Source organism: Bacteroides reticulotermitis JCM 10512 (assembly GCF_000517545.1).
Classification (GTDB): Bacteria; Bacteroidota; Bacteroidia; order Bacteroidales; family Bacteroidaceae; genus Bacteroides; species Bacteroides reticulotermitis.
In genome coordinates this window covers 1-20,031 of the sequence record NZ_BAIV01000005.1, presented here as the reverse complement: position 1 = coordinate 20,031, position 20,031 = coordinate 1, and the positions used below count along the sequence as shown (strand labels likewise).

General features: G+C 43.4%; 9 protein-coding genes and 6 pseudogenes. 9 read left to right on the top strand and 6 right to left on the bottom strand.

Going from position 1 to position 20,031, the window contains the following annotated elements; all coding sequences use genetic code 11:
• Nucleotides 1-43: 43 nt before the first annotated feature.
• Nucleotides 44-808 carry a diadenylate cyclase CdaA gene (gene cdaA / locus JCM10512_RS03880; RefSeq protein WP_044160613.1) on the bottom strand — a complete coding sequence of 255 codons (765 nt, stop codon included), beginning with the start codon at nucleotides 806-808 and terminating at the stop codon, nucleotides 44-46.
• A gap of 23 nt (nucleotides 809-831) precedes the next feature.
• Entirely contained in the window at nucleotides 832-1,680 is an 849-nt protein-coding gene (gene folP / locus JCM10512_RS03875; RefSeq protein ID WP_044160871.1) for a dihydropteroate synthase, read from the bottom strand.
• A 434-nt stretch (nucleotides 1,681-2,114) separates the two neighbouring features.
• Here folP and JCM10512_RS03870 point away from each other — a divergent pair, with 434 nt between their 5' ends.
• Entirely contained in the window at nucleotides 2,115-3,416 is a 1,302-nt protein-coding gene (locus tag JCM10512_RS03870; protein ID WP_044160611.1) for a UDP-N-acetylmuramoyl-tripeptide--D-alanyl-D-alanine ligase, read from the top strand.
• Here JCM10512_RS03870 and JCM10512_RS03865 read toward each other — a convergent pair.
• Nucleotides 3,411-3,821: a VanZ family protein gene (locus tag JCM10512_RS03865; protein WP_044160609.1), complete on the bottom strand. Its 411-nt coding sequence runs from the start codon at nucleotides 3,819-3,821 to the stop codon at nucleotides 3,411-3,413. The two genes, JCM10512_RS03870 and JCM10512_RS03865, sit on opposite strands and share 6 nt — an antisense overlap.
• Nucleotides 3,822-3,897: 76 nt before the next feature.
• Here JCM10512_RS03865 and JCM10512_RS03860 point away from each other — a divergent pair, with 76 nt between their 5' ends.
• Nucleotides 3,898-4,809, top strand: coding sequence for a ComEA family DNA-binding protein (locus tag JCM10512_RS03860; RefSeq protein WP_044160607.1), 912 nt, complete (start codon nucleotides 3,898-3,900; stop codon nucleotides 4,807-4,809).
• Nucleotides 4,810-4,858: 49 nt separating this feature from the next.
• Here the strand turns inward: JCM10512_RS03860 and JCM10512_RS03855 are convergent, their stop codons facing one another.
• The 3 genes and pseudogenes from JCM10512_RS03855 to JCM10512_RS03845 all read right to left on the bottom strand — a co-directional run bounded on the left by JCM10512_RS03855 (nucleotide 4,859) and on the right by JCM10512_RS03845 (nucleotide 8,477).
• Nucleotides 4,859-5,512, bottom strand: a complete 654-nt coding sequence (locus JCM10512_RS03855; RefSeq protein ID WP_044160605.1) for an ABC transporter ATP-binding protein — start codon at nucleotides 5,510-5,512, stop codon at nucleotides 4,859-4,861.
• A 61-nt stretch (nucleotides 5,513-5,573) separates the two neighbouring features.
• Nucleotides 5,574-6,362, bottom strand: a complete 789-nt coding sequence (locus JCM10512_RS03850; protein WP_044160602.1) for a tRNA threonylcarbamoyladenosine dehydratase — start codon at nucleotides 6,360-6,362, stop codon at nucleotides 5,574-5,576.
• Nucleotides 6,344-8,477, bottom strand: a pseudogene (locus JCM10512_RS03845) (cation:proton antiporter domain-containing protein). Before JCM10512_RS03845 ends, JCM10512_RS03850 begins: the two are co-directional and overlap by 19 nt.
• Nucleotides 8,478-8,678: 201 nt before the next feature.
• Here JCM10512_RS03845 and JCM10512_RS03840 point away from each other — a divergent pair.
• The 7 genes and pseudogenes from JCM10512_RS03840 to JCM10512_RS03810 all read left to right on the top strand — a co-directional run.
• Nucleotides 8,679-9,685 (top strand): annotated as a pseudogene (locus tag JCM10512_RS03840) (aspartate-semialdehyde dehydrogenase).
• 155 nt (nucleotides 9,686-9,840) lie between these two features.
• Nucleotides 9,841-11,099: pseudogene (locus JCM10512_RS03835) on the top strand (lamin tail domain-containing protein).
• Nucleotides 11,100-11,182: 83 nt separating this feature from the next.
• Nucleotides 11,183-12,667, top strand: a pseudogene (locus tag JCM10512_RS03830) (sodium:solute symporter).
• Nucleotides 12,664-15,128: pseudogene (locus tag JCM10512_RS03825) on the top strand (DUF4922 domain-containing protein). The pseudogenes JCM10512_RS03830 and JCM10512_RS03825 overlap by 4 nt, the downstream one beginning before the upstream one ends.
• The gene (locus JCM10512_RS03820; RefSeq protein ID WP_044160599.1) at nucleotides 15,125-16,468 is read left to right on the top strand and encodes a SpoIID/LytB domain-containing protein; all 1,344 of its coding nucleotides are present in this window, start codon (nucleotides 15,125-15,127) and stop codon (nucleotides 16,466-16,468) included. The pseudogene JCM10512_RS03825 and the gene JCM10512_RS03820 overlap by 4 nt, the downstream one beginning before the upstream one ends.
• 18 nt (nucleotides 16,469-16,486) lie before the next feature.
• Nucleotides 16,487-17,358 (top strand): annotated as a pseudogene (locus JCM10512_RS03815) (ATPase).
• A gap of 1,614 nt (nucleotides 17,359-18,972) precedes the next feature.
• Nucleotides 18,973-20,031 (top strand): ligand-binding sensor domain-containing protein (locus JCM10512_RS03810; protein ID WP_369346457.1); only part of this gene is annotated, 1,059 nt, incomplete at its 3' end.

Here is a 20,031-nt window from a genome sequence, read left to right as displayed (position 1 = left end):
CTTGTATTATTCTAAATATTCTTTTCCTGTTGAAACTATATAATTAAATCACTTTCGTCAGTAAGCTTTCCAGTTCTTCTGCATTCAGGCGCAAATGAAACTGCCCGCGATAGGCCACCGAAATAGCTCCGGTTTCTTCGGATACAATAATGGCATGCGCATCTGATTCCTGGGAAATTCCCATGGCTGCCCGATGACGTAATCCTAATTCTTTGGGTATATCCAGATTATGAGAGACAGGGAGAATACATCCGGCTGCCTTGATACGTTTCTTGCTGATAATCATTGCACCATCGTGCAGAGGGCTGTTTTTAAAGAAGATATTCTCAATCAAGCGTTGATTGACAAGCGAATCAATGACTTCTCCCGTACGCACGACCTCGTCTAAAGGGATGCTATGCTCGATCACAATCAGCGCACCCACTTTCTGCTTACTCATATTCAGGCAGGCCATTACCACAGGCATAATATCATCTTGTTGCAACAGCTCCCTCTTCGCACCGGTGAAGAAGCGCAACAAAGCATTGACATGCCGATGAGAACCGAGTGTCAACAGAGATCGGCGTATCTCATCCTGAAACAATACGATCAACGCAATAACTCCTACACTCATCAAGGTGTTGAAAATAGAGCCTAACAGCCGCATCTCCAACACATGGATCACGACCAGCCAAATCAAGATAAAAACCAGAATACCGGTAAATACTTTGATCGATCCGGAGGCTTTCATCAGCTTGTAAGTGTAGTACAGCAGCAAAGCGACCAGCAGTATATCTATAAAGTCTTTTATTCCAAACTCAAAAAACACAGTTCAACTATCGGTTTAAATTATTAATTACGTTTCATCTTCTCAACGATGCGAACCGCTTCCACGGCCTCACGCACATCATGCACACGAAGTATATGGGCTCCTTTCATTAAAGCTACCGTATTGAGCACCGTTGTCCCATTCAAAGCATCCTTCGGAGTGCCACCAAGTAGTTTATATATCATCGATTTACGCGAAACGCCTACCAGCAGAGGGAGTTCAAAGATACTGAATTCTTCCAACTGATCCATCAGTTCATAATTGTGCTCCAATGTTTTGCCAAACCCGAAGCCCGGATCCAAAATTATGTCCTTAGCACCCAGATCACATAGCTGTTGCACTTTCTTGGCAAAATACATGAAAACCTCTTTGAGTATATTATCGTAGTGCGGCTCTTGCTGCATATTTTGGGGAGTCCCCTGCATGTGCATGATGATATAAGGTACCCCTAACTCGGCAATCGTTTGAAACATTCGTTCATCCATTTCACCAGCGGCAATATCGTTCACCATAGCTACTCCGTACTCCTTTACACATTGTTTGGCTACATCAGCCCGAAATGTATCCACAGAAACAATCGCATCCGGATGGTTTCGGTTGATAATTTCAAGTCCCATTCGCAAGCGGTTCATTTCCTCTTCCGCCGAGATGTGTTCGGCATTCGGACGCGACGAATAAGCACCTATATCAATGATGCTGGCCCCCTCATCTAATATCTGTTGTGCTCTTGCAGCAATATCCACCTCGGTTTGCATTCGACAGCCGGCATAAAAAGAATCGGGAGTAACGTTCAAGATACCCATCACTTGCGGCGTGGAGAGATCAAGCAAACGCCCCTTTACATTTATATATTCAGAACCTGTTGGATTCATTTTTACACATACTTCAATTAGGTTGATGCAAATGTATAGAAAAAAAGCAAGCAAGCACACTCTAAAAGATAAATTAATAATCTGCTTTTCAATAATTATTCATCAAATCACTATTCTATTGCCTACAAGACTTCCTATCAACCCTAGAACCGAGTGATTTTACTGAAACAACTGCCATAATGAATATTAACACCCGTGCTTCTACTCTGAAATAAAGCTACATATCCGTTTTCGCCACGGTAAGTATCAATGCAAGACAATTATCTTTAGGAGGGATAATAGCACGAACGAGGTCCGAATAACGACATTAATCTTAGGTTGAAAATCACCTATTTCAGCCAAGATAATATAGCCCGGATAAAAACCGCCACTTACTGAGTCAAATTGAAGAGAATGCCTTATCTTTGCTTCGTCTTTTTAAAAGCATAAGAAACATGGAAATTGCTGCTCTTTACCAGATATTTCTGGATTGCCAAACAGTGACTACCGACAGTCGGCATTGTCCTACAGGTTCACTGTTCATCGCCCTGAAAGGCGAATCATTCAATGGAAACAGGTTTGCCGCACAGGCTTTGAAAGACGGATGCAGTTATGCAGTCGTTGACGAAGCATCCTACGTAGCGGAAGGAGATCAACGATATATCCTCGTAGACGATTGCCTTCAAACCCTGCAATTGCTGGGCAACTACCACCGTCGTCAGCTGGGAACACCAATTATCGGAATTACCGGAACCAATGGCAAAACAACGACCAAAGAGTTGATATTCGCCGTGCTGTCTCGGTCGTACCGAGTACTTTGTACGCAAGGCAACCTGAACAACCACATCGGTGTACCAACCACCTTACTCCAACTAAAGCCGGAACATAATCTTGCCGTTATCGAAATGGGTGCCAATCATGTCGGAGAGATTAAAATACTTGCTGACATAGCCGAGCCAGACTACGGAATTATTACCAATGTTGGGAAAGCACATCTGGAGGGATTCGGTTCATTCGAAGGAGTAATTAAAGCCAAAGGAGAACTATACGATTTCCTCCGTGCGAAAGAAAGTTCTACCGTCTTTATTCATCACGACAACCCTTACCTGATGAAAATGGCGCATGACCTAAATTTGGTTTACTATGGCAGCGAAGACAACCTCTATGTCAATGGACGGATTACCGGCAATTCCCCTTATCTCACTTTCGAATGGAAAATAGGAGAAGAAGGAGTATACCACCAAGTGCAAACTCAGCTGATTGGTGAATATAACTTCCCGAATGCATTGGCCGCTATAGCCATCGGAAGTTTCTTCAAAGTGGAAGCATCGGAAATAACCAAAGCGCTAACGGACTATACCCCACAAAATAACCGTTCTCAATTGAAAAAGACAGAGAGCAACACCTTGATTATCGATGCCTACAACGCCAACCCAACCAGCATGATGGCAGCCTTAATAAACTTCCGGAACATGGATACCCCGCACAAAATGTTGATATTGGGAGATATGAGGGAGCTCGGGGAAGACAGTTTGACAGAGCACCGGAAAATTATAGAATATATCAATGAAGGAGGTTTTGAACAAGTCTGGTTAGTAGGCGATCAGTTCGCTGCCATAGGGCATAAGTACAGACTTTTCAAGAACGCACAGGAGCTCATCCACGAGTTACAGTCTGCTGGTAAACCGGAAGGAAAGATGATTCTAATCAAAGGATCGAACGGAATAAAGTTAAGCTCGATCGTTGACTATCTATAAAGCTTTGCCTCTGGAATCTTTCCGCTTGATAAAAGGTATTAACCCGAAATAAGCAATCAGGCTAGCCAATACTACTCCGGTGGTATTGGCTACAAAATCCATCCAATCCCCACCCCGATAAGTAGTACAGTATTCCTGCAACAATTCTACACATCCGCTAAAAAGTATCGGGCATAGACAAGCACCAATCCACGCGTGCCACATCGGAGCATGTTCTTTCCGGTGAGCCCGAATAAACTCTAACCATAACATACCAGACACCCCAAAATACATACAAAAATGTACCAGCTTATCCAAGCCAGGTATATGGTCTAATTCTGTTTGGGGCGGTTTGAAAAAAGACAAGTAAATGACAGCCAAGATAATCAGTAAGGAGATGGGATATCTCTTTATATAGTACAACATCTTCTTTTTTTGTTTAATTATAGGGCAAATATATGTATCATTTTTTAATTTTGCATGTCGATAGACCTTATTTATAATGTGGAAAGACTTTTTTTACTTTACTAAGACTCAGCGAAGAGGTATCCTCATACTGATCCTGCTGATTATAGGCGTGAATATGATACCCTTGTTGCTATTCCCTCCAACTGTCGAGCCGATCGATGAGCAAGTTCGGACACAGAGGGAACTAACGTATAACCGCTTCCTCACTTCTGTGCGCAAGACAGAGGCAAAGAACAGATATACGAAGAACTGGTACTCAAAGGCTTATTCCCCCAAAGAGATTCGGCTAACCAGCTTCGACCCCAACACAGCAGATTCCACCACTTTTAGCAACTTGGGACTTCCACCGTGGATGATCCGAAACATACTCCGCTACCGAAGTAAATCCGGTAAGTTTCGTCAGGCAGCAGATTTCGGGAAAATATATGGACTCACAGAGAAGCAATTCCAAGAGTTGCATCCGTATATTCGAATTGCGGAATCATTCAGTCGAAAAGATACGATAAACCTTCGCATGGAGGTCAAAGAAAAGTACGATAGTATCTACAAATATCCGGCAGGCACATTAGTCAATCTAAATGAGGCGGATACCACCGAACTGAAAAAGATTCCCGGCATAGGTAGTTCGATTGCCCGTATGATAGTAAATTACAGAAGAAAACTGGGAGCATTCTATTGCATTGAGCAGCTACAGGAGATTCACTTGAAAGTGGATATGCTACGCCCCTGGCTAAGTGTTGAAAGCAACTCTACGAAACGTATCAATATCAATACAGCCGGCATAGAGCAACTTATGCGACACCCCTACATCAACTTTGCACAAGCAAAAGCCATTGTGGAATACCGAAAGAAGAAAGGTAAGCTCAAGAGTTTCACCCAACTCAGTTTATACGATGAATTTAGCCCAGCCGATTTTGATAAGTTGAGTCATTACATCAGTTTCTGACTTTCGGGTTCAGCTCTACTACTAAGGCTTTCCCGAGTCTAATAGGCGCCTAGACTTTTATCACTCCATCCACAATATGGATCGTCCGGTCGGTTATTTTAGAAAGTGCTTCGTCATGCGTTACAATGACAAACGTCTGCCCCAACCTTTCGCGAAGTTCGAAGAACAACTGATGCAGTTCTTCTTTATTATGCGTATCTAAGCTACCCGATGGTTCATCCGCTAGAATCACAGCCGGATTGTTTATCAACGCACGTGCTACTGCCACCCGCTGCTTCTCTCCACCTGAGAGTTCGTTGGGTTTGTGCGAAGCCCGGTCGGTCATTCCCATAAAGTCCAGTACCTCCATAGCATGCATGCGAGCTTCTTTGGAAGGAACTCGGGCTATAAAAGCGGGAATCATCACATTCTCCAAAGCGGTGAACTCTGGCAAAAGCTGATGAAACTGAAAAACAAAGCCAATACGATGATTCCGAAAAGCTGAAAGTTCTTTTTCTTTCATTCGGCTAACCACAGTACCGTCTATCTCGACTCTACCCGCATCCGGTTCGTCCAGCGTACCCATAATCTGGAGCAGGGTTGTCTTACCTGCACCACTAGGACCTACAATGCTCACTATTTCGCCTTTATTAATTTCCAGGTCAATGCCCTTCAATACTTGCAAAGAGCCGAAGCTCTTGGTGATTCCTTCCAGTTTTATCATAATAGCCTCTTCCTAGCCCTCTTTGCTAGAGAGGAGATAAGGATACATTTATATTATAGAATTATTCTTGTTCCGAATTTAGTCCTTTTCGCTCCGTCTTCTTCTTCGGAGTCTTCGATGTCAAATTCTTAATCACATGGGCTGCCAGATAACATCCAAACACGGCCGGCATATAACTAACTGTTCCGCACGTCGATTTCTTATTACGCTCATTGTCGATCAGCAACACCGCACTCGAGTCAGCTTGTTCAGTGCTAAACACAACCGGATGCTTACGTTTCATCCCCATCTTTTGCAAGCGCTTCCGTACCGCTTTGCTCAAACCGCAATGATAAGTATCCCATAAATCGGCAAAACGAACCTGCGTGATGTCACTTTTAGCACCGGCTCCCATACTCGACACAATCTTTATCCGCCGCTTCATGGCCTCATAGATCAAATAGCACTTGGGACTGACTGTGTCAATCGCATCGACGATGAAGTCATAGTGATCGGAATCCAGCAATTGCGGGATATTTTCATCCTTCAGGTAAAGCGGAAGCACCTTGAGCTCCAGGTCGGGATTAATATCTTTATATCGTTCGGCCAACACCTCTGCTTTCGGCCTTTCCATCGTAGAATGCAAAGCGGGCAACTGCCTGTTAAGATTGGTCAGCTGCACCGTATCGGCATCTATTAGAGTCATCTTTCCTACTCCGGCACGGCAAAGCATTTCAGCGGCATACGCTCCCACTCCACCTAAGCCGACCACTAATACATGCGACTGTCCGATATGTTTTATATTTTCTTCACCCAGCAACAGTTGGGTGCGTTCTTGCCAATTTTCTTTCATTAGCTTTTCTTTAGCCATTTATTAAACCATTTACCTACTTTATCGTAATGCTGCGATTCGTTATAGCCACGAGGATCGGAAAAGGAGACGATCTCCTGCGGATCTCCAAACTGATCAGGATACAGAACCAACAGACTGTTGTTACTAAAATACCGACTGAGTTGATTCGGCAAGCGTTCAAAAGAAGTATCATAAGAGATGGAACCGCGACGTGCACTAACTACCACCAGCAAATGATCGTAATTAACCTGACCGGTGAGCATTAGTAAATCATTCCATTCCTCGAGTACGCTAAATTCAGTCAACGTTGCACTATGCTTCTTGCTGATCAGCTGTTGCAAATGTTCCAGCGTACGTCTGGTAGCAAAGAAGTGCACCCGACATCCCAAGACACCTCCCATTCGGCAAAAGTGTTGTACCCACTTTGGAAAGCCTGTTTCATACTCCGCCTTTGGAGGCACAGCTATATTGATGCGCCGAAGTGTATTGACTGGCATCAAGAACTTGGCAATCATCACTTCCCGATGTGTTCCTTTCAACAGGTTTTCGGCCAGGCTACCGAAAAAGGAGTCAACCAGATTGGCTTTACGATGCAAGCCGATCACAACATCAGTTGCTTCGTATTCCTTAACGGTATGAATTATACCGGAAGCTATGTTCAAATCGTATCGACTCACGGTGGTTACCGGAACATCGACCGCAGCAGCAATCATTGCTGCTTTTTCTAGATTTCGCTTACCCTGTTGTTCTTTCTGTTCCGAACTATTGCTATCGTTTATGACGTTCAGTGCAATCAAGGCGTTTTTATTCTTCGTATCCTTAATCAATAACGATAAGCTTATCAAATGCTCAATAGTCTCCGGGTTAGCCAATGGGATTAAAATGCGTTCCGGCATTTCCGTAGCATCTTTTTCAACAGGAGCCGCTATTTCGTTCAGCGCAAAACGTCGGGCCGAACGTTCGGTAGCGAACGAGCTGATGATACAAGTAAAGAGAATCATCACGATCGTACCATTCAGCACATCATCATTCAGCAACCGCTCACCGTTTTCCATTATGATATTGTGCCCAATCAATACAGCAGCCAAAGTAGCCGCTGCCTGCGCACTGCTCAATCCGAACATCATGCTGCGTTCATTGGGCTGCATCCGGTAGGTTTTCTGCGTAAGCCAAGCCGCCAACCATTTACTGACAACTGCCACAACAGTCATCACGATAGCTACCTTTAGGCTTCGCCACCAGCAAATAAGGCTCTGACATCGATAAGCATTCCCACCCCAATCAGGAAATAAGGATGAATAAGGCATTTCCCACAAACTCCAACCGATTCATCAAGGGCGAAACGTGCGGTATAAGCCTATTGAGTACCAGTCCGGCAAGGAAAGCTCCCAAAATCCCTTCCATCCCGACAAACTCCATCAAGCCTCCACCAAGGAAAACCATCGCCAGTACAAACACGAACTGCATCACGCTATCCTCGTATTTGCGGAAGAACCAACGTCCGATACGAGGGAAGAAGAAGATTATCAGGAAGCAGAGGAAAGCAAGCTTGAGCAATAAGAACAGCCAGAATAGCCCATCAACCGTGCCCTTGTACATGCCGCCGATAAAAGCCAGAATCATCAATGCCAAGGTTACCGCAATGACTGTTCCCCCAATCGTTATATTGACACTGCGAAGTCTCGATAGCCCGTAGCGGCTTATAATAGGATAAGAAATCAGCGTATGAGAAGCATACATACTTGCTAGCAGCACAGAAGTAGTCAAGCCGTAACCGAGTATACTCATACCACTCCAGATACCGAGCAGCATGGGTATGAGGAAAGTGAAACATCCGAAAACTATTCCTTTGGTTCGATTCTTTCGAAAGTCTTCCATATCCATTTCAAGGCCCGCAAGGAACATGATATAGTAAAGCCCCACCTTTCCAAATAATTCAAAGCTACTGTCCCGATCCAGAATATGAAAGCCATATTCTCCAATCATGACTCCTGCCAAAATCATTCCGATAATATGAGGGATGCGCAAGCGTCCCAGTATCATTGGAGCAAAGAGTATGATGATGAGCACCAGGAAAAAGACCCATGTAGGATCCGTAACCGGAAGCGTCCAAGAAAAGTCAAACAGGTTCATAAACTGTATTTTTAGGTTTTCCTTTGCAAAGAAACAAAAAAGTTAGCAGACCTCCAATACGAAGAGAAAGAGAATTAAGCTATAAATCTTCTAGCAAAAGATGCGGATTATACGCCAAATTGTTCTAATTTTGCAGCCGATTCCTTTGATTAGCAAGAAGAATCAAAGAATTTAAGTATTCACATTATAACAAAAGAAAAGATGAAAGTAGCTATTGTTGGCGTAAGCGGAGCCGTAGGACAAGAGTTCTTGCGCGTGCTTGATGAGAGAAATTTCCCGATGGATGAGTTAGTATTGTTCGGTTCTAAACGTAGCGCCGGAACAATGTATACATTCCGTGGTAAACAGATCGAGGTCAAACTCTTACAACACAACGATGACTTTAAAGGGATAGACATTGCTTTCACTTCTGCCGGCGCAGGCACCTCCAAAGAGTTTGCCGACACCATCACTAAATTCGGTGCGGTGATGATTGACAACTCAAGTGCTTTCCGTATGGATAACGACGTGCCATTGGTAGTTCCTGAAGTAAATGCAGCCGATGCATTGGAACGCCCACACGGCATCATTGCTAATCCCAACTGTACAACAATTCAGATGGTTGTTGCATTGGAAGCCATCGAAAAGCTGTCTCATATCAAAAAGGTACACGTATCTACTTACCAAGCAGCTAGCGGAGCCGGTGCTGCAGCTATGGACGAATTGTACGAACAATACCGTCAGATATTGGCTAACGAACCCGTAACGATCGAAAAGTTTGCTTATCAGCTGGCATTCAACCTAATCCCTCAAGTGGATGTATTTACTGAAAATGGATATACCAAAGAGGAGATGAAGATGTACAACGAAACACGCAAAATTATGCACTCTGACGTTAAGGTAAGCGCAACTTGCGTACGCGTTCCCGCATTACGTGCTCACTCTGAAAGTATCTGGGTAGAAACAGAGCGCCCTATTTCGGTAGAAGAGGCTCGCGAAGCTTTTGCAAACGGTGATGGTTTGATTCTCCAAGACAACCCTGCTGAGAAAGACTATCCGATGCCATTGTTCATCGCCGGTAAAGATCCGGTTTACGTTGGACGTATCCGCAAAGACTTGTCTAACGAGAACGGCTTGACTTTCTGGATTGTAAGCGATCAGATCAAAAAGGGTGCAGCTTGAATGCTGTTCAAATAGCCGAATACCTTATCAAGGTAAAAAATGCATAGGTGAAATATTCGTAAAAATAAAAATAAGTCCGGTTTCTTTATCGATTCCGGACTTTTTTATTATACATTTGCACAGACAAACTTATCTGTGCCGCAATTGCCCCTGCGTCATACACATACAAATACGGTAGCCAGATAGCAAACACACAAACCGTATGAAAAGAAGTGAAGTATCTTTTTTTCTAATTGCGTCCTTATTCATTTTCTGCGATTGTTCGCTACCAATAGATGAAGAGGATAGTTCTGAGGAAACTGACCTCACTAGCCAATTAGCCTGGTCCGGAGAGACGGATAAATTCGTAATCAACCCTAAAAAGGGCGTCCACTTGGATGACCCGCAAGCAAGTGGAGGAACTGCGTATCTCACTTTTCCCTCCACGGCCCTACTAGACACATCCTGGGAGTTCGGCGTACAGTTAAGCTTCAACCCTTCAGCTAACAATCACGCCCGGTTTTACCTCGCCTCTTCTTCAACAACACTTTCGGGTGACCTCGATGGGTATTATGTCCAAATAGGAGGAACCAAAGACAATCTTGCTCTTTATCGGCAGCAGGGAGATCGTGCTACACTCCTACTCAGCGGAAGAGAGCTGATGAAAAAGAACAATTCACCGAAGTTTTACGCAAAAGTTGAATGTGACTGCAACGGTTATTGGACATTATGGAGCCGGTTAGAATCGGAAGCGGGCTATGTCAAAGAGGGACAAGTGAAAGACTGTAAAATAGACAGTTCTATTTGTTGCGGCCTGTTTTGTGTGTATACCCAAAGCCGCAGCAACGGTTTCACATTCCACCATATTACACAAGGCACAACGTGGAGACTGTCACCGACCCGGGAGAAAACCCTGAGCCACCGACTGATCCGAATATTAGCGAACTCCCTGACGATGTCCGAGGTTTATTGCTGTTCAACGAGGTGATGTATTACCCCGAATCGTCCGGTGCCGAATATGTAGAGATATTCAACCCAACCGAGAAAGACATCATCTTACCAGCCATCTATCTTTATAAGATGTATGAAAATGGGGAGGTCTATAATACAACGGTCTTACAACCGGAAGACACGGCACGTCTCCTGAGTATTCCGTCCAAAGGTTATCTCTGCTTTACAAAATCGGTAGCTTTGATTAGTAAGAAGCATAAAGTCGCTGAAAAGAATCTGATAGAGATAGCCAAGTTCCCGTCTCTCAACAACAGCGGAGGGTATTTAGCCCTGTCGAGTAGCCAAGAGCCGGGGAAAGGACATACATTCGACACCTGTTGTTTTAGAGACGAGATGCATAGCCAGTCTGAAACTATAGGAATTTCACTTGAGAAAAAGTCACCCGAAAAAACATCGGTGATAGCCAACTGGCATTCGTCTCAAAACCCCACAGGCGGGACTCCGGGAATAATAAATTCAGGGATCAAGTGATTTTATATGATAAATTTCCTACATTTGCATGACCTATGCGTATGGATTGGTATTGAGTCGTAAACCCTATTGAAAATGCAGATATGAGCCCAGTAATCTTATCAATCACGATCATAGCTTACTTTGTAATCTTGTTTACCGTTTCGTATATAGCAGGACGGAAAGCAGATAACGAGGGCTTCTTTGTCGCAACCGCAAATCAACATGGTATATTGTTGCTTTTGCCATGATTGGTTCTTCCATTTCCGGTGTTACTTTCGTTTCCGTTCCGGGCATGGTTCAGGCGAGTGGTTTTTCTTATCTACAAATGGTATTGGGATTTATAGTCGGTCAGTTTATCATTGCTTTTCTACTCGTCCCCCTCTTCTACCGAATGAAATTAGTCTCTATCTATGAGTATCTGGAAAATCGTTTCGGTGCAATGTCTTATATAACCGGTGCCTGGTTCTTCTTCGTCTCGAAGATGTTGGGAGCAGCGGTGCGCCTTTTCCTAGTATGCTTAACACTGCAACTTCTTATATTCGAACCATTTCAACTTCCTTTCCTACTGAATGTAGCGCTTACCGTATTTATTGTTTGGCTTTATACCTTTCGGGGGGAGTTAAATCACTGATATGGACAGATAGCTTAAAAACATTCTGCCTGGTCGTGTCTGTCATACTCTGTATTTACTACATAGCGTCCAACCTGCAACTGGACTTTAAAGGCTGATAACAACCGTTTCCGAAAGTAAGTTTTCAAAGTTATTCTTCTTCGACGACATCAATGACAAGCGTTATTTCTTCAAATATTTCTTAGCTGGAGTCTTTACAGTCATAGCCATGAACGGACTCGACCAAGATATGATGCAGCGAAATCTAAGCTGCAAGAACTTCCGGGATTCGCAAAAGAATATGATTACAAGTGGAATTCTACAGTTCTTTGTGATTTTGCTATTTCTAATGCTGGGTGTTCTACTCTATACGTTTACAGCACAGCAAGGCATTATCAATCCCGACAAGAGTGATGAACTATTTCCGATGATTGCTACTGGAGGCTACTTCCCGGCGATTGTAGGTATTCTGTTTATCATCGGTTTAATATCTTCGGCATATTCTGCCGCCGGCTCGGCACTTACCGCCTTGACGACCTCCTTCACCGTGGATATTCTGAAAGCGCACAAAAAAGAAGAAGCGATCCTGAGTAAGATACGCAAACGGGTACATATCGGTATGGCGATCGTAATGGGTCTTGTCATTTTTGTCTTTAACTTAGTGAACAGCACAAGTGTGATTGACGCCATATATACACTCGCCAGTTACACATACGGCCCAATTCTCGGTTTATTTGCCTTTGGCATTTTCACGAAAAAGCAGGTTTACGACAAATATATTCCAGTGGTAGCCATCCTTTCTCCTTTGCTTTGCTATGTCTTGCAAAGAAATTCGGAGGCGTGGTTTGCCGGTTATCAAATTAGTTACGAATTATTAATACTCAACGCTTCTTTTACTTTCGCAGGGCTTTGTGTACTCATTCGAAAGGAGAAGAAGGTAGGGGTATCCGAACCTAACAAAATAAGCGAACAATGAAAACAAAAATCACCTGTTTCATTCCATTCAACGGAATAGAAGAAACGACACAAACGATTAGGGGGTTACGTTCATCGGAACTAGTAGACAAAATCTATTTATTAGTATCAGAAACTATCGATGCATGCTTGCCAGGGTGTGAATGGCTTCCCGCAAGCAACATTTGTTCCAGCCATACCATGGAGGTGATTGCCGCGCAGTCTGATGGCACGCACACACTGCTTTGCACGAAATATACAAACTTAAAGCTAGGGTTATTTGCCCTCGAGCGGATGATACAGGTTATGGATATGACGCACGCAGCATGGTATATGCCGATCACTACAAGGTGATTGATGGAGTACGACAAGCAGCTCCGACTATCGATTATCAAGCCGGTAGCTTGCGTGATGATTTTGATTTCGGTTCGTTACTATTGTTCAGGAGTAATGCTTTCAAGAAAGTAGTCAAGTCCTTCAAAGAAAAATATCAATATGCGGGACTATATGACCTAAGACTCAAACTTTCTCAAAAGGACAAGTTGATACATATCAATGAGTTCTTATATACGGAAGTAGAGAGTGACCTGCGGAAAAGCGGTGAAAAACAGTTTGACTATGTAAATCCTCGGAACCGTCAGGTACAAATAGAGATGGAGCAAGCCTGCATCAATCATCTCAAAGCGATAAACGGTTATCTGAATCCGGTTTTTCGTCCGGTTAACTTCTCGGATACATCCTTTGCAACCGAAGCTTCGGTCATCATTCCGGTGCGCAACCGCATCCATACAATTAAAGACGCTGTGCACTCAGCACTCAGCCAACAAACCGATTTTCCTTTTAATGTGATTGTCATTGATAACCATTCGACAGACGGAACATCCGAAGCATTGCGGGAACTCAGTAGCGATAGCCGACTCATCCACCTAATGCCGGAAAGAGAAGACTTGGGTATAGGTGGTTGCTGGAATTTAGGCATCCACCATGAGGCTTGTGGCAAATTCGCCATTCAGCTTGACAGCGATGATGTGTACAAAGATGAGCATAGTTTACAAATCATGGTCAATGCATTCTATGAACAGAATTGCGCAATGGTCATTGGCACTTACCGAATGACCGATTTTCAGATGAACGAAATCGCACCCGGCATTATCGACCACAAGGAATGGACTCCTGATGACGGACGAAATAACGCGTTACGCATAAACGGGCTTGGAGCTCCCCGGGCATTCTATACGCCTGTACTACGCGAGATCAATGTTCCAAATACAAGCTACGGAGAAGATTATGCACTCGGACTTCGGATTTCGCACGACTACCAAATCGGACGGGTATATGATGTTGTCTATCTCTGCCGCCGATGGGAGGGAAACTCGGATGCAGCACTGCCTATTGAAAAGATAAATCAAAATAACTTATACAAAGATCGGCTTCGCACTTGGGAATTACAGCAGCGAATTCAAGAACAGAACGCCCTGCTAAAACCGCAGAAGTCTATAGAAAAGATGCTTGACGAACAGATGCAATCCTGGCAATTAGTTCAAGAAAGCTACAAAGCATTGGCTCAATACCGGAAGCAAATGAAAGAGATTGAACTGCATGGCGAAGGGTTTTATATGCTTGTGCGGGCGTTTCCTAATCCCAAACGGATTCTTTCTGCTACAGCACAAACTGATGCTTCAGCAGTTAATGCGCGTCCATGCTTCCTCTGTGCAGGAAATCGCCCACAAGAGCAAGCGTTTATAAATTACAAGCATTATCAGATACTGGTCAACCCTTATCCTATATTTCAACGCCACTTGACAATTGCTGAGCAGAAACACACTCCGCAATCAATTGCCGGTCGTTTTGAAGATATGATCGAGTTAACTGATGCGCTAAAAGACTATTACCTCATGTATAACGGACCGGAATGTGGAGCTTCTGCACCCGACCATGCCCATTTTCAGGCAGCCGGCAAAGAAGAACGTTTCGCTGCTTCAATCTGGCTTGATTGGCAAGAAAGCGATATATATAGCAGTGGGACGCGAAAAATCAGTTATGCGAACGAGCCGGTCAGCGCTATTTACATTCAGGCCAAGACCCGAAAGAGCATGGTGCATACTTTCAAACAGATCTACGATGAGCTGGCAGCCGATTCTCAGGATAAAGAGCCCATGATAAATCTGCTTGCTTGGTACGGATTGGAAAAGCTTTCGACATCGTACTATGATTATCAGGAAGTGCTAGATGAGGTGCCTCTTCATTATAATTGTGTCATCTTCTTACGGAGCAAACACCGCCCGGCATGTTATTATACTCAGGGTGACGAACAAATACTGATCAGTCCGGCGGTTGCCGAGATGAGCGGGGTATTTCCGGTGGTTCGTGAAGAAGATCTTCTGAAGCTAACTCCCGAAAAGACGCATGAAATCTGCCGAGAAGTATCCATGCCTAAAGAACAATTAGAGGAACTAATAAACCGCATCGTAGAAGTATTATGAGAGAACCACAAATAACTGTCGGAGTCGTTTCGGGCAGAGAGGTAGTATTCTTTTTCCCCGAAACGTTCATTTCATCGGACGGAATAGAGACGACAGGTGTGCAAAAAGCTATTTATCAAAAAAAGAAAGTCTACTGGCAGGGAAAAGCGTATGAAGAATTATCTTTTTCTCCTCTAGCGGGCACTAATACCTACTTTGAATTACGAGATGTTACCATCGGTATAAACTTTCATTGGGAACGAAAAGAGAGTCAACGCTTCAAGGGGCAATTGAAACTGATTACCGAAGCGGAACAACTTACTGCTATCAATGTCATTTCTATCGAGGACTACCTGATCAGCGTAATCTCATCAGAGATGAGTGCGGCAGCTTCTCCGGAATTGTTAAAAGCCCATGCGGTTATTTCCAGAAGTTGGGCGCTCGCCAACCTTCTCTCTCCCCTCACTCAATGTGAAAAGAAAGGGAATGCTGTACCGACTGATAGCGTCGCGAACAGTCCCTCGGCTAACGAAGAAGGAGACGACACCTTCATCCGCTGGTATGATCGCGAAGCGCATCTTCATTTCGATGTTTGCGCCGACGACCACTGTCAGCGTTATCAGGGAATAACACGGGTTTCTACTTCGCGAGCTATCGAAGCAGTTTCTTCGACTCGCGGTGAAGTACTGATGTACGAAGGAACCATTTGTGACACCCGCTTCTCCAAATGCTGTGGCGGCGCTTTCGAAGAGTTCCAAAACTGTTGGGAGAATGTGAAACATCCCTACCTCACCAAGCAGCGAGACTTTCAAATAGAATCCGTATTACCTGATCTAACACAAGAGCCGGAAGCGGAGAAATGGATACGGACAAGCCCCGCTGCCTTCTGCAATACAAAAGATAAAAAGATACTGAATCAGGTACTTAATAATTACGATCAAGAGACTGTGGATTTTTATCGTTGGACGGTTTGCTACACACAACAGGAACTTGCCAAGCTAATTCATCAGCGTTCCGGAATCGACTTCGGAGAGATAATTGATCTAATTCCCATCGAAAGAGGAACCTCCGGTCGGATTATCCGACTGAAAATTGTAGGTACTCTGCGCACACTTATCCTTGGGAAAGAGTTGGAAATACGCCGTACGTTATCATCATCTCATCTTTACAGCTCAGCTTTCGTTGTAGATAAAGTAGGAGAAACTCAGATACCTACGCAATTCATTCTGACCGGAGCCGGCTGGGGGCATGGCGTCGGACTTTGTCAGATCGGAGCCGCTGTTATGGGCGAACAGGGACACAGCTACGAGCATATATTAGCCCACTATTATCCGAAAAGTATTTTAAACAAACAATATTAATACAAGCAAACGAATTTTATGATACTGATAGCAGACAGTGGTTCTACTAAAACTGACTGGTGCATTGCCCACAATGGCGAGCCAGTTAAGCAAATGCGAACAAAGGGAATCAATCCCTTCTTCCAGTCCGAGGAAGAGATTCAACAAGAATTAGCTCACTACCTTTTACCGGAACTTCCGGATGGAGAACTTAAAGCCGTCTATTTCTATGGCGCAGGATGCACGCCGGAAAAAGTACCGGTGCTCCGACGTGCCATTGCCGATAGCTCCCGGTTAATGGAAATATAAAGACGGAATCGGATATGGTAGCGGCAGCTCGTAGCTTATGTGGACACGAACCCGGTATAGCCTGTATCCTAGGTACAGGATCCAACTCTTGCTTCTACGACGGTAAGGAGATCGTAAACAACATTTCGCCTCTAGGATTTATCCTCGGTGATGAAGGCAGCGGTGCGGTTCTGGGAAAGTTACTTGTAGGTGATATACTCAAGAACCAATTCCCATCTACATTGAAAGACGCTTTCTTCGAGCAGTTTGATCTCACAGCACCCGAAATTATTGATCGGGTCTATCGGCAACCATTCCCCAATCGTTTTCTAGCAACCCTATCTCCTTTTCTGGCACAACACTTGCATGAACCCGTGGTTCGCACGCTAGTTTTTAATAGCTTCATTGCTTTCTTCCAGCGGAATGTAAAGCAGTACGACTATAAGCATTTACAAGCTCACTTCATCGGTTCGATAGCATACTATTATAAAGACGTATTGCAAGAAGCAGCGGAAGAAACCGGTGTGAAGATCGGCCAAATCATTCAAAGCCCAATGGAAGGACTGATTCGGTATCATAATCAGACTTCGTCCGACAATAATTTAGAAAGTTCAATCACGTAGGGTGTATTCAGTGAGTCCAATGATAAAGGAGTATCTGTCAAAGTCTGCGGAAACGATAAGCAGAAAGCGGCTTCATTCATAATATTTCGCTCTGTTTTCTGTCTCTCACAGAAGTTGTTTTCGTCACATGCTCTGTCATCTGTCACAACCATCTGTTGCCAATTGACTACAAATGAGTTAATCGGCAACAGATGGTTGTGGCAAATAGGTCAGAGTAATATAGCCGATCCGCGTTCCTAATTTCATCATCGGGAACTTGACAAAAGCACTTTGCACAATGAGACATCACTTGTTGTGTTCCTCGTTTTCTCGTGTATTATTCAGTATATCAGTCGTTCATTTTACGTCTTCTTTTTAGGCACTTTATTCTGATGAGCAACAGCCATTGCATGTTTCTCCGGAAAAACGACCCCCTATTTAAGGCGAAATATGCCTAAAAAGTATGAGAGATATCTCAAAATACATGAGAGATACACCCAAAAAGAAGTAAAAATGCGGGAAAATGATGAGAGATGCCTCTTTTCAAAAGTATCTCTCATAGCGCAATACGCTGATTAATTGATTATTATGCAGAAAACTATGAGAGCATGAGAGATGAAATATTTTTTCTTGTATGTAGGGGGAGTGGAAAGTTGGCTTAAACGACCGAAGAAGCCGGACTTTACATAAATTCCTTTCCAAAAAAGATCTAGACGTTTAAAATAAAGATCTAGATCGCCTCACCCAAAGACCTAGACGTTTATTTTAAACATCAGGTTCTTTTTTATCAGCTCCTTTGTTTTACAGATTCAGGTATTCAACCTATTGCAGTTAGGTTCTCAAGTATTAATAGCTTGGTTCTGAAACATTAATAGTCTATCTCTCAAGTATTAAGAACCAAGTACTTGAGTACCTTGAATCAAGTACTCAATTTACTTAAAAGCGAGCGGGCGATTCATTTGAACACCCGTGGGAATTATCTGTTTAAGTAAACAGGCTTGCATCCAAATTAACGAAAAGCCTGTGCATAGCCTCATTCTTTTACACGTACGACTTATGGCCAACCAGTTCGCTTCTTTACAGTCTGCACAGAAGGTAGAACCACCAAAGAGAAGGGATTATGAAAAACACATCATCGGCACTTAGTTGCGAAAGAACCATCCGGCTAAAAGGGAGCATTGGAATACAAAAGTGGCATTACTTACCGGCCAAAATCAAGACAGAGAAACAAAAAGGCAGAAATGCATTGGATTTTCTCCGGAATATATACAGCCCATGCATCCTAAGTAAAAAAAGCAGAGCGAGCGGCTGCATAGTTCAAAGAGAATGGCTATCAAAAAAGGAGTCTATCAACAGCCTTCGAATGCTAATGCTCAAATGTAATGGATGTAGCGTTAAAAGGGACCAATCCACCATATAAAACGAAGCGTAACGCCTCTCTAAGATGAGACATTACGCTTCGTTTATATGAATTGAAAGATCTTAAATTCGACCATAATGGGACTTTTTTCACCCTTTACAGATTTTCAGAATTGATAAGTTTGCGTTAGTTATTAAATCTAACAATATGAAAAATATACTAAGTTTCCTTTTCAATTTCCAGAGGCTCTGTCTTTTACTAATTAGTCTTTTACTTTGTACTCCACTGCGCCCGACGATGTCATCTCGAATCTAAAATTTAAGCAGCTATCTATTTTCAATAGCCTTCCTACCGATGAGGTGCAAAAAGTCTATCAAGCTAAGGATGGCTTCATGTGGTTTGCTACCAGATATGGATTTTGTCAATACGATGGCTATCGGACTACACTTTATAAATCAAACCTGTATTCACCGGATTTATTGACTAACAATAATGTGTATTGTTTAGCCGATGATAATGACTCTAATCTTTGGATAGGTACACAGGGAGGATTAAATGTATTGAATAAGAAGACAGGAGAGATACGTAAATACCTCTCTCCTACTATACCCAACAATACGGTATCTTGTTTACTGATTACTCAAAATAGTTCAGTCTGGATAGGTACAGACACCGGCCTATGTCGCTATATACCCGAACAAGATTCTTTTGTCACCTACACCATTGAAACAACGGGCGGTATCTTGGGGAGTTATGCCATTAAATCCTTATTTGAGGATACGACAGGAGACATATGGATTGGTACATGGTGCAACGGACTTTACCGATATGCTTCCGCCACTAAAACGTTTGTTGCTTATCCTCAGATTAATGAACGTAATTCAGCTCATGCAATTTATGAGGATTCTCAGAAGAATATCTGGGTAGGGAGTTGGGAGTGTGGACTTTTCTTGCTTCAAAATCCGAAGGATATGAAGCGGGTCTCTTACATTCGTTACCAGCATAAAATTGGGGATGAACACAGTTTGTCAGACAATATTATTTATGATATTGCAGAGGATTTGAATACTCATACCCTTTGGGTGGGTACCCGTACGGAATTAAGCATCATGCAACATGAGCAACCCGGACATTTTATTAATTATAAATCTCGAAAATCAGCCTACCATATTCCTTGCGATGAGATAAACTCCATCATACGAGATGACTTTGGGAATATGTGGATCGGGTCGATTGGAGGAGGAGTCTTAATGACCGACACGCATGAGTCTCCATTTATGTTGCACAAATTAAATCTGTCGGATGAAGAGATACCCAGCACTTCGGTTCGCGCG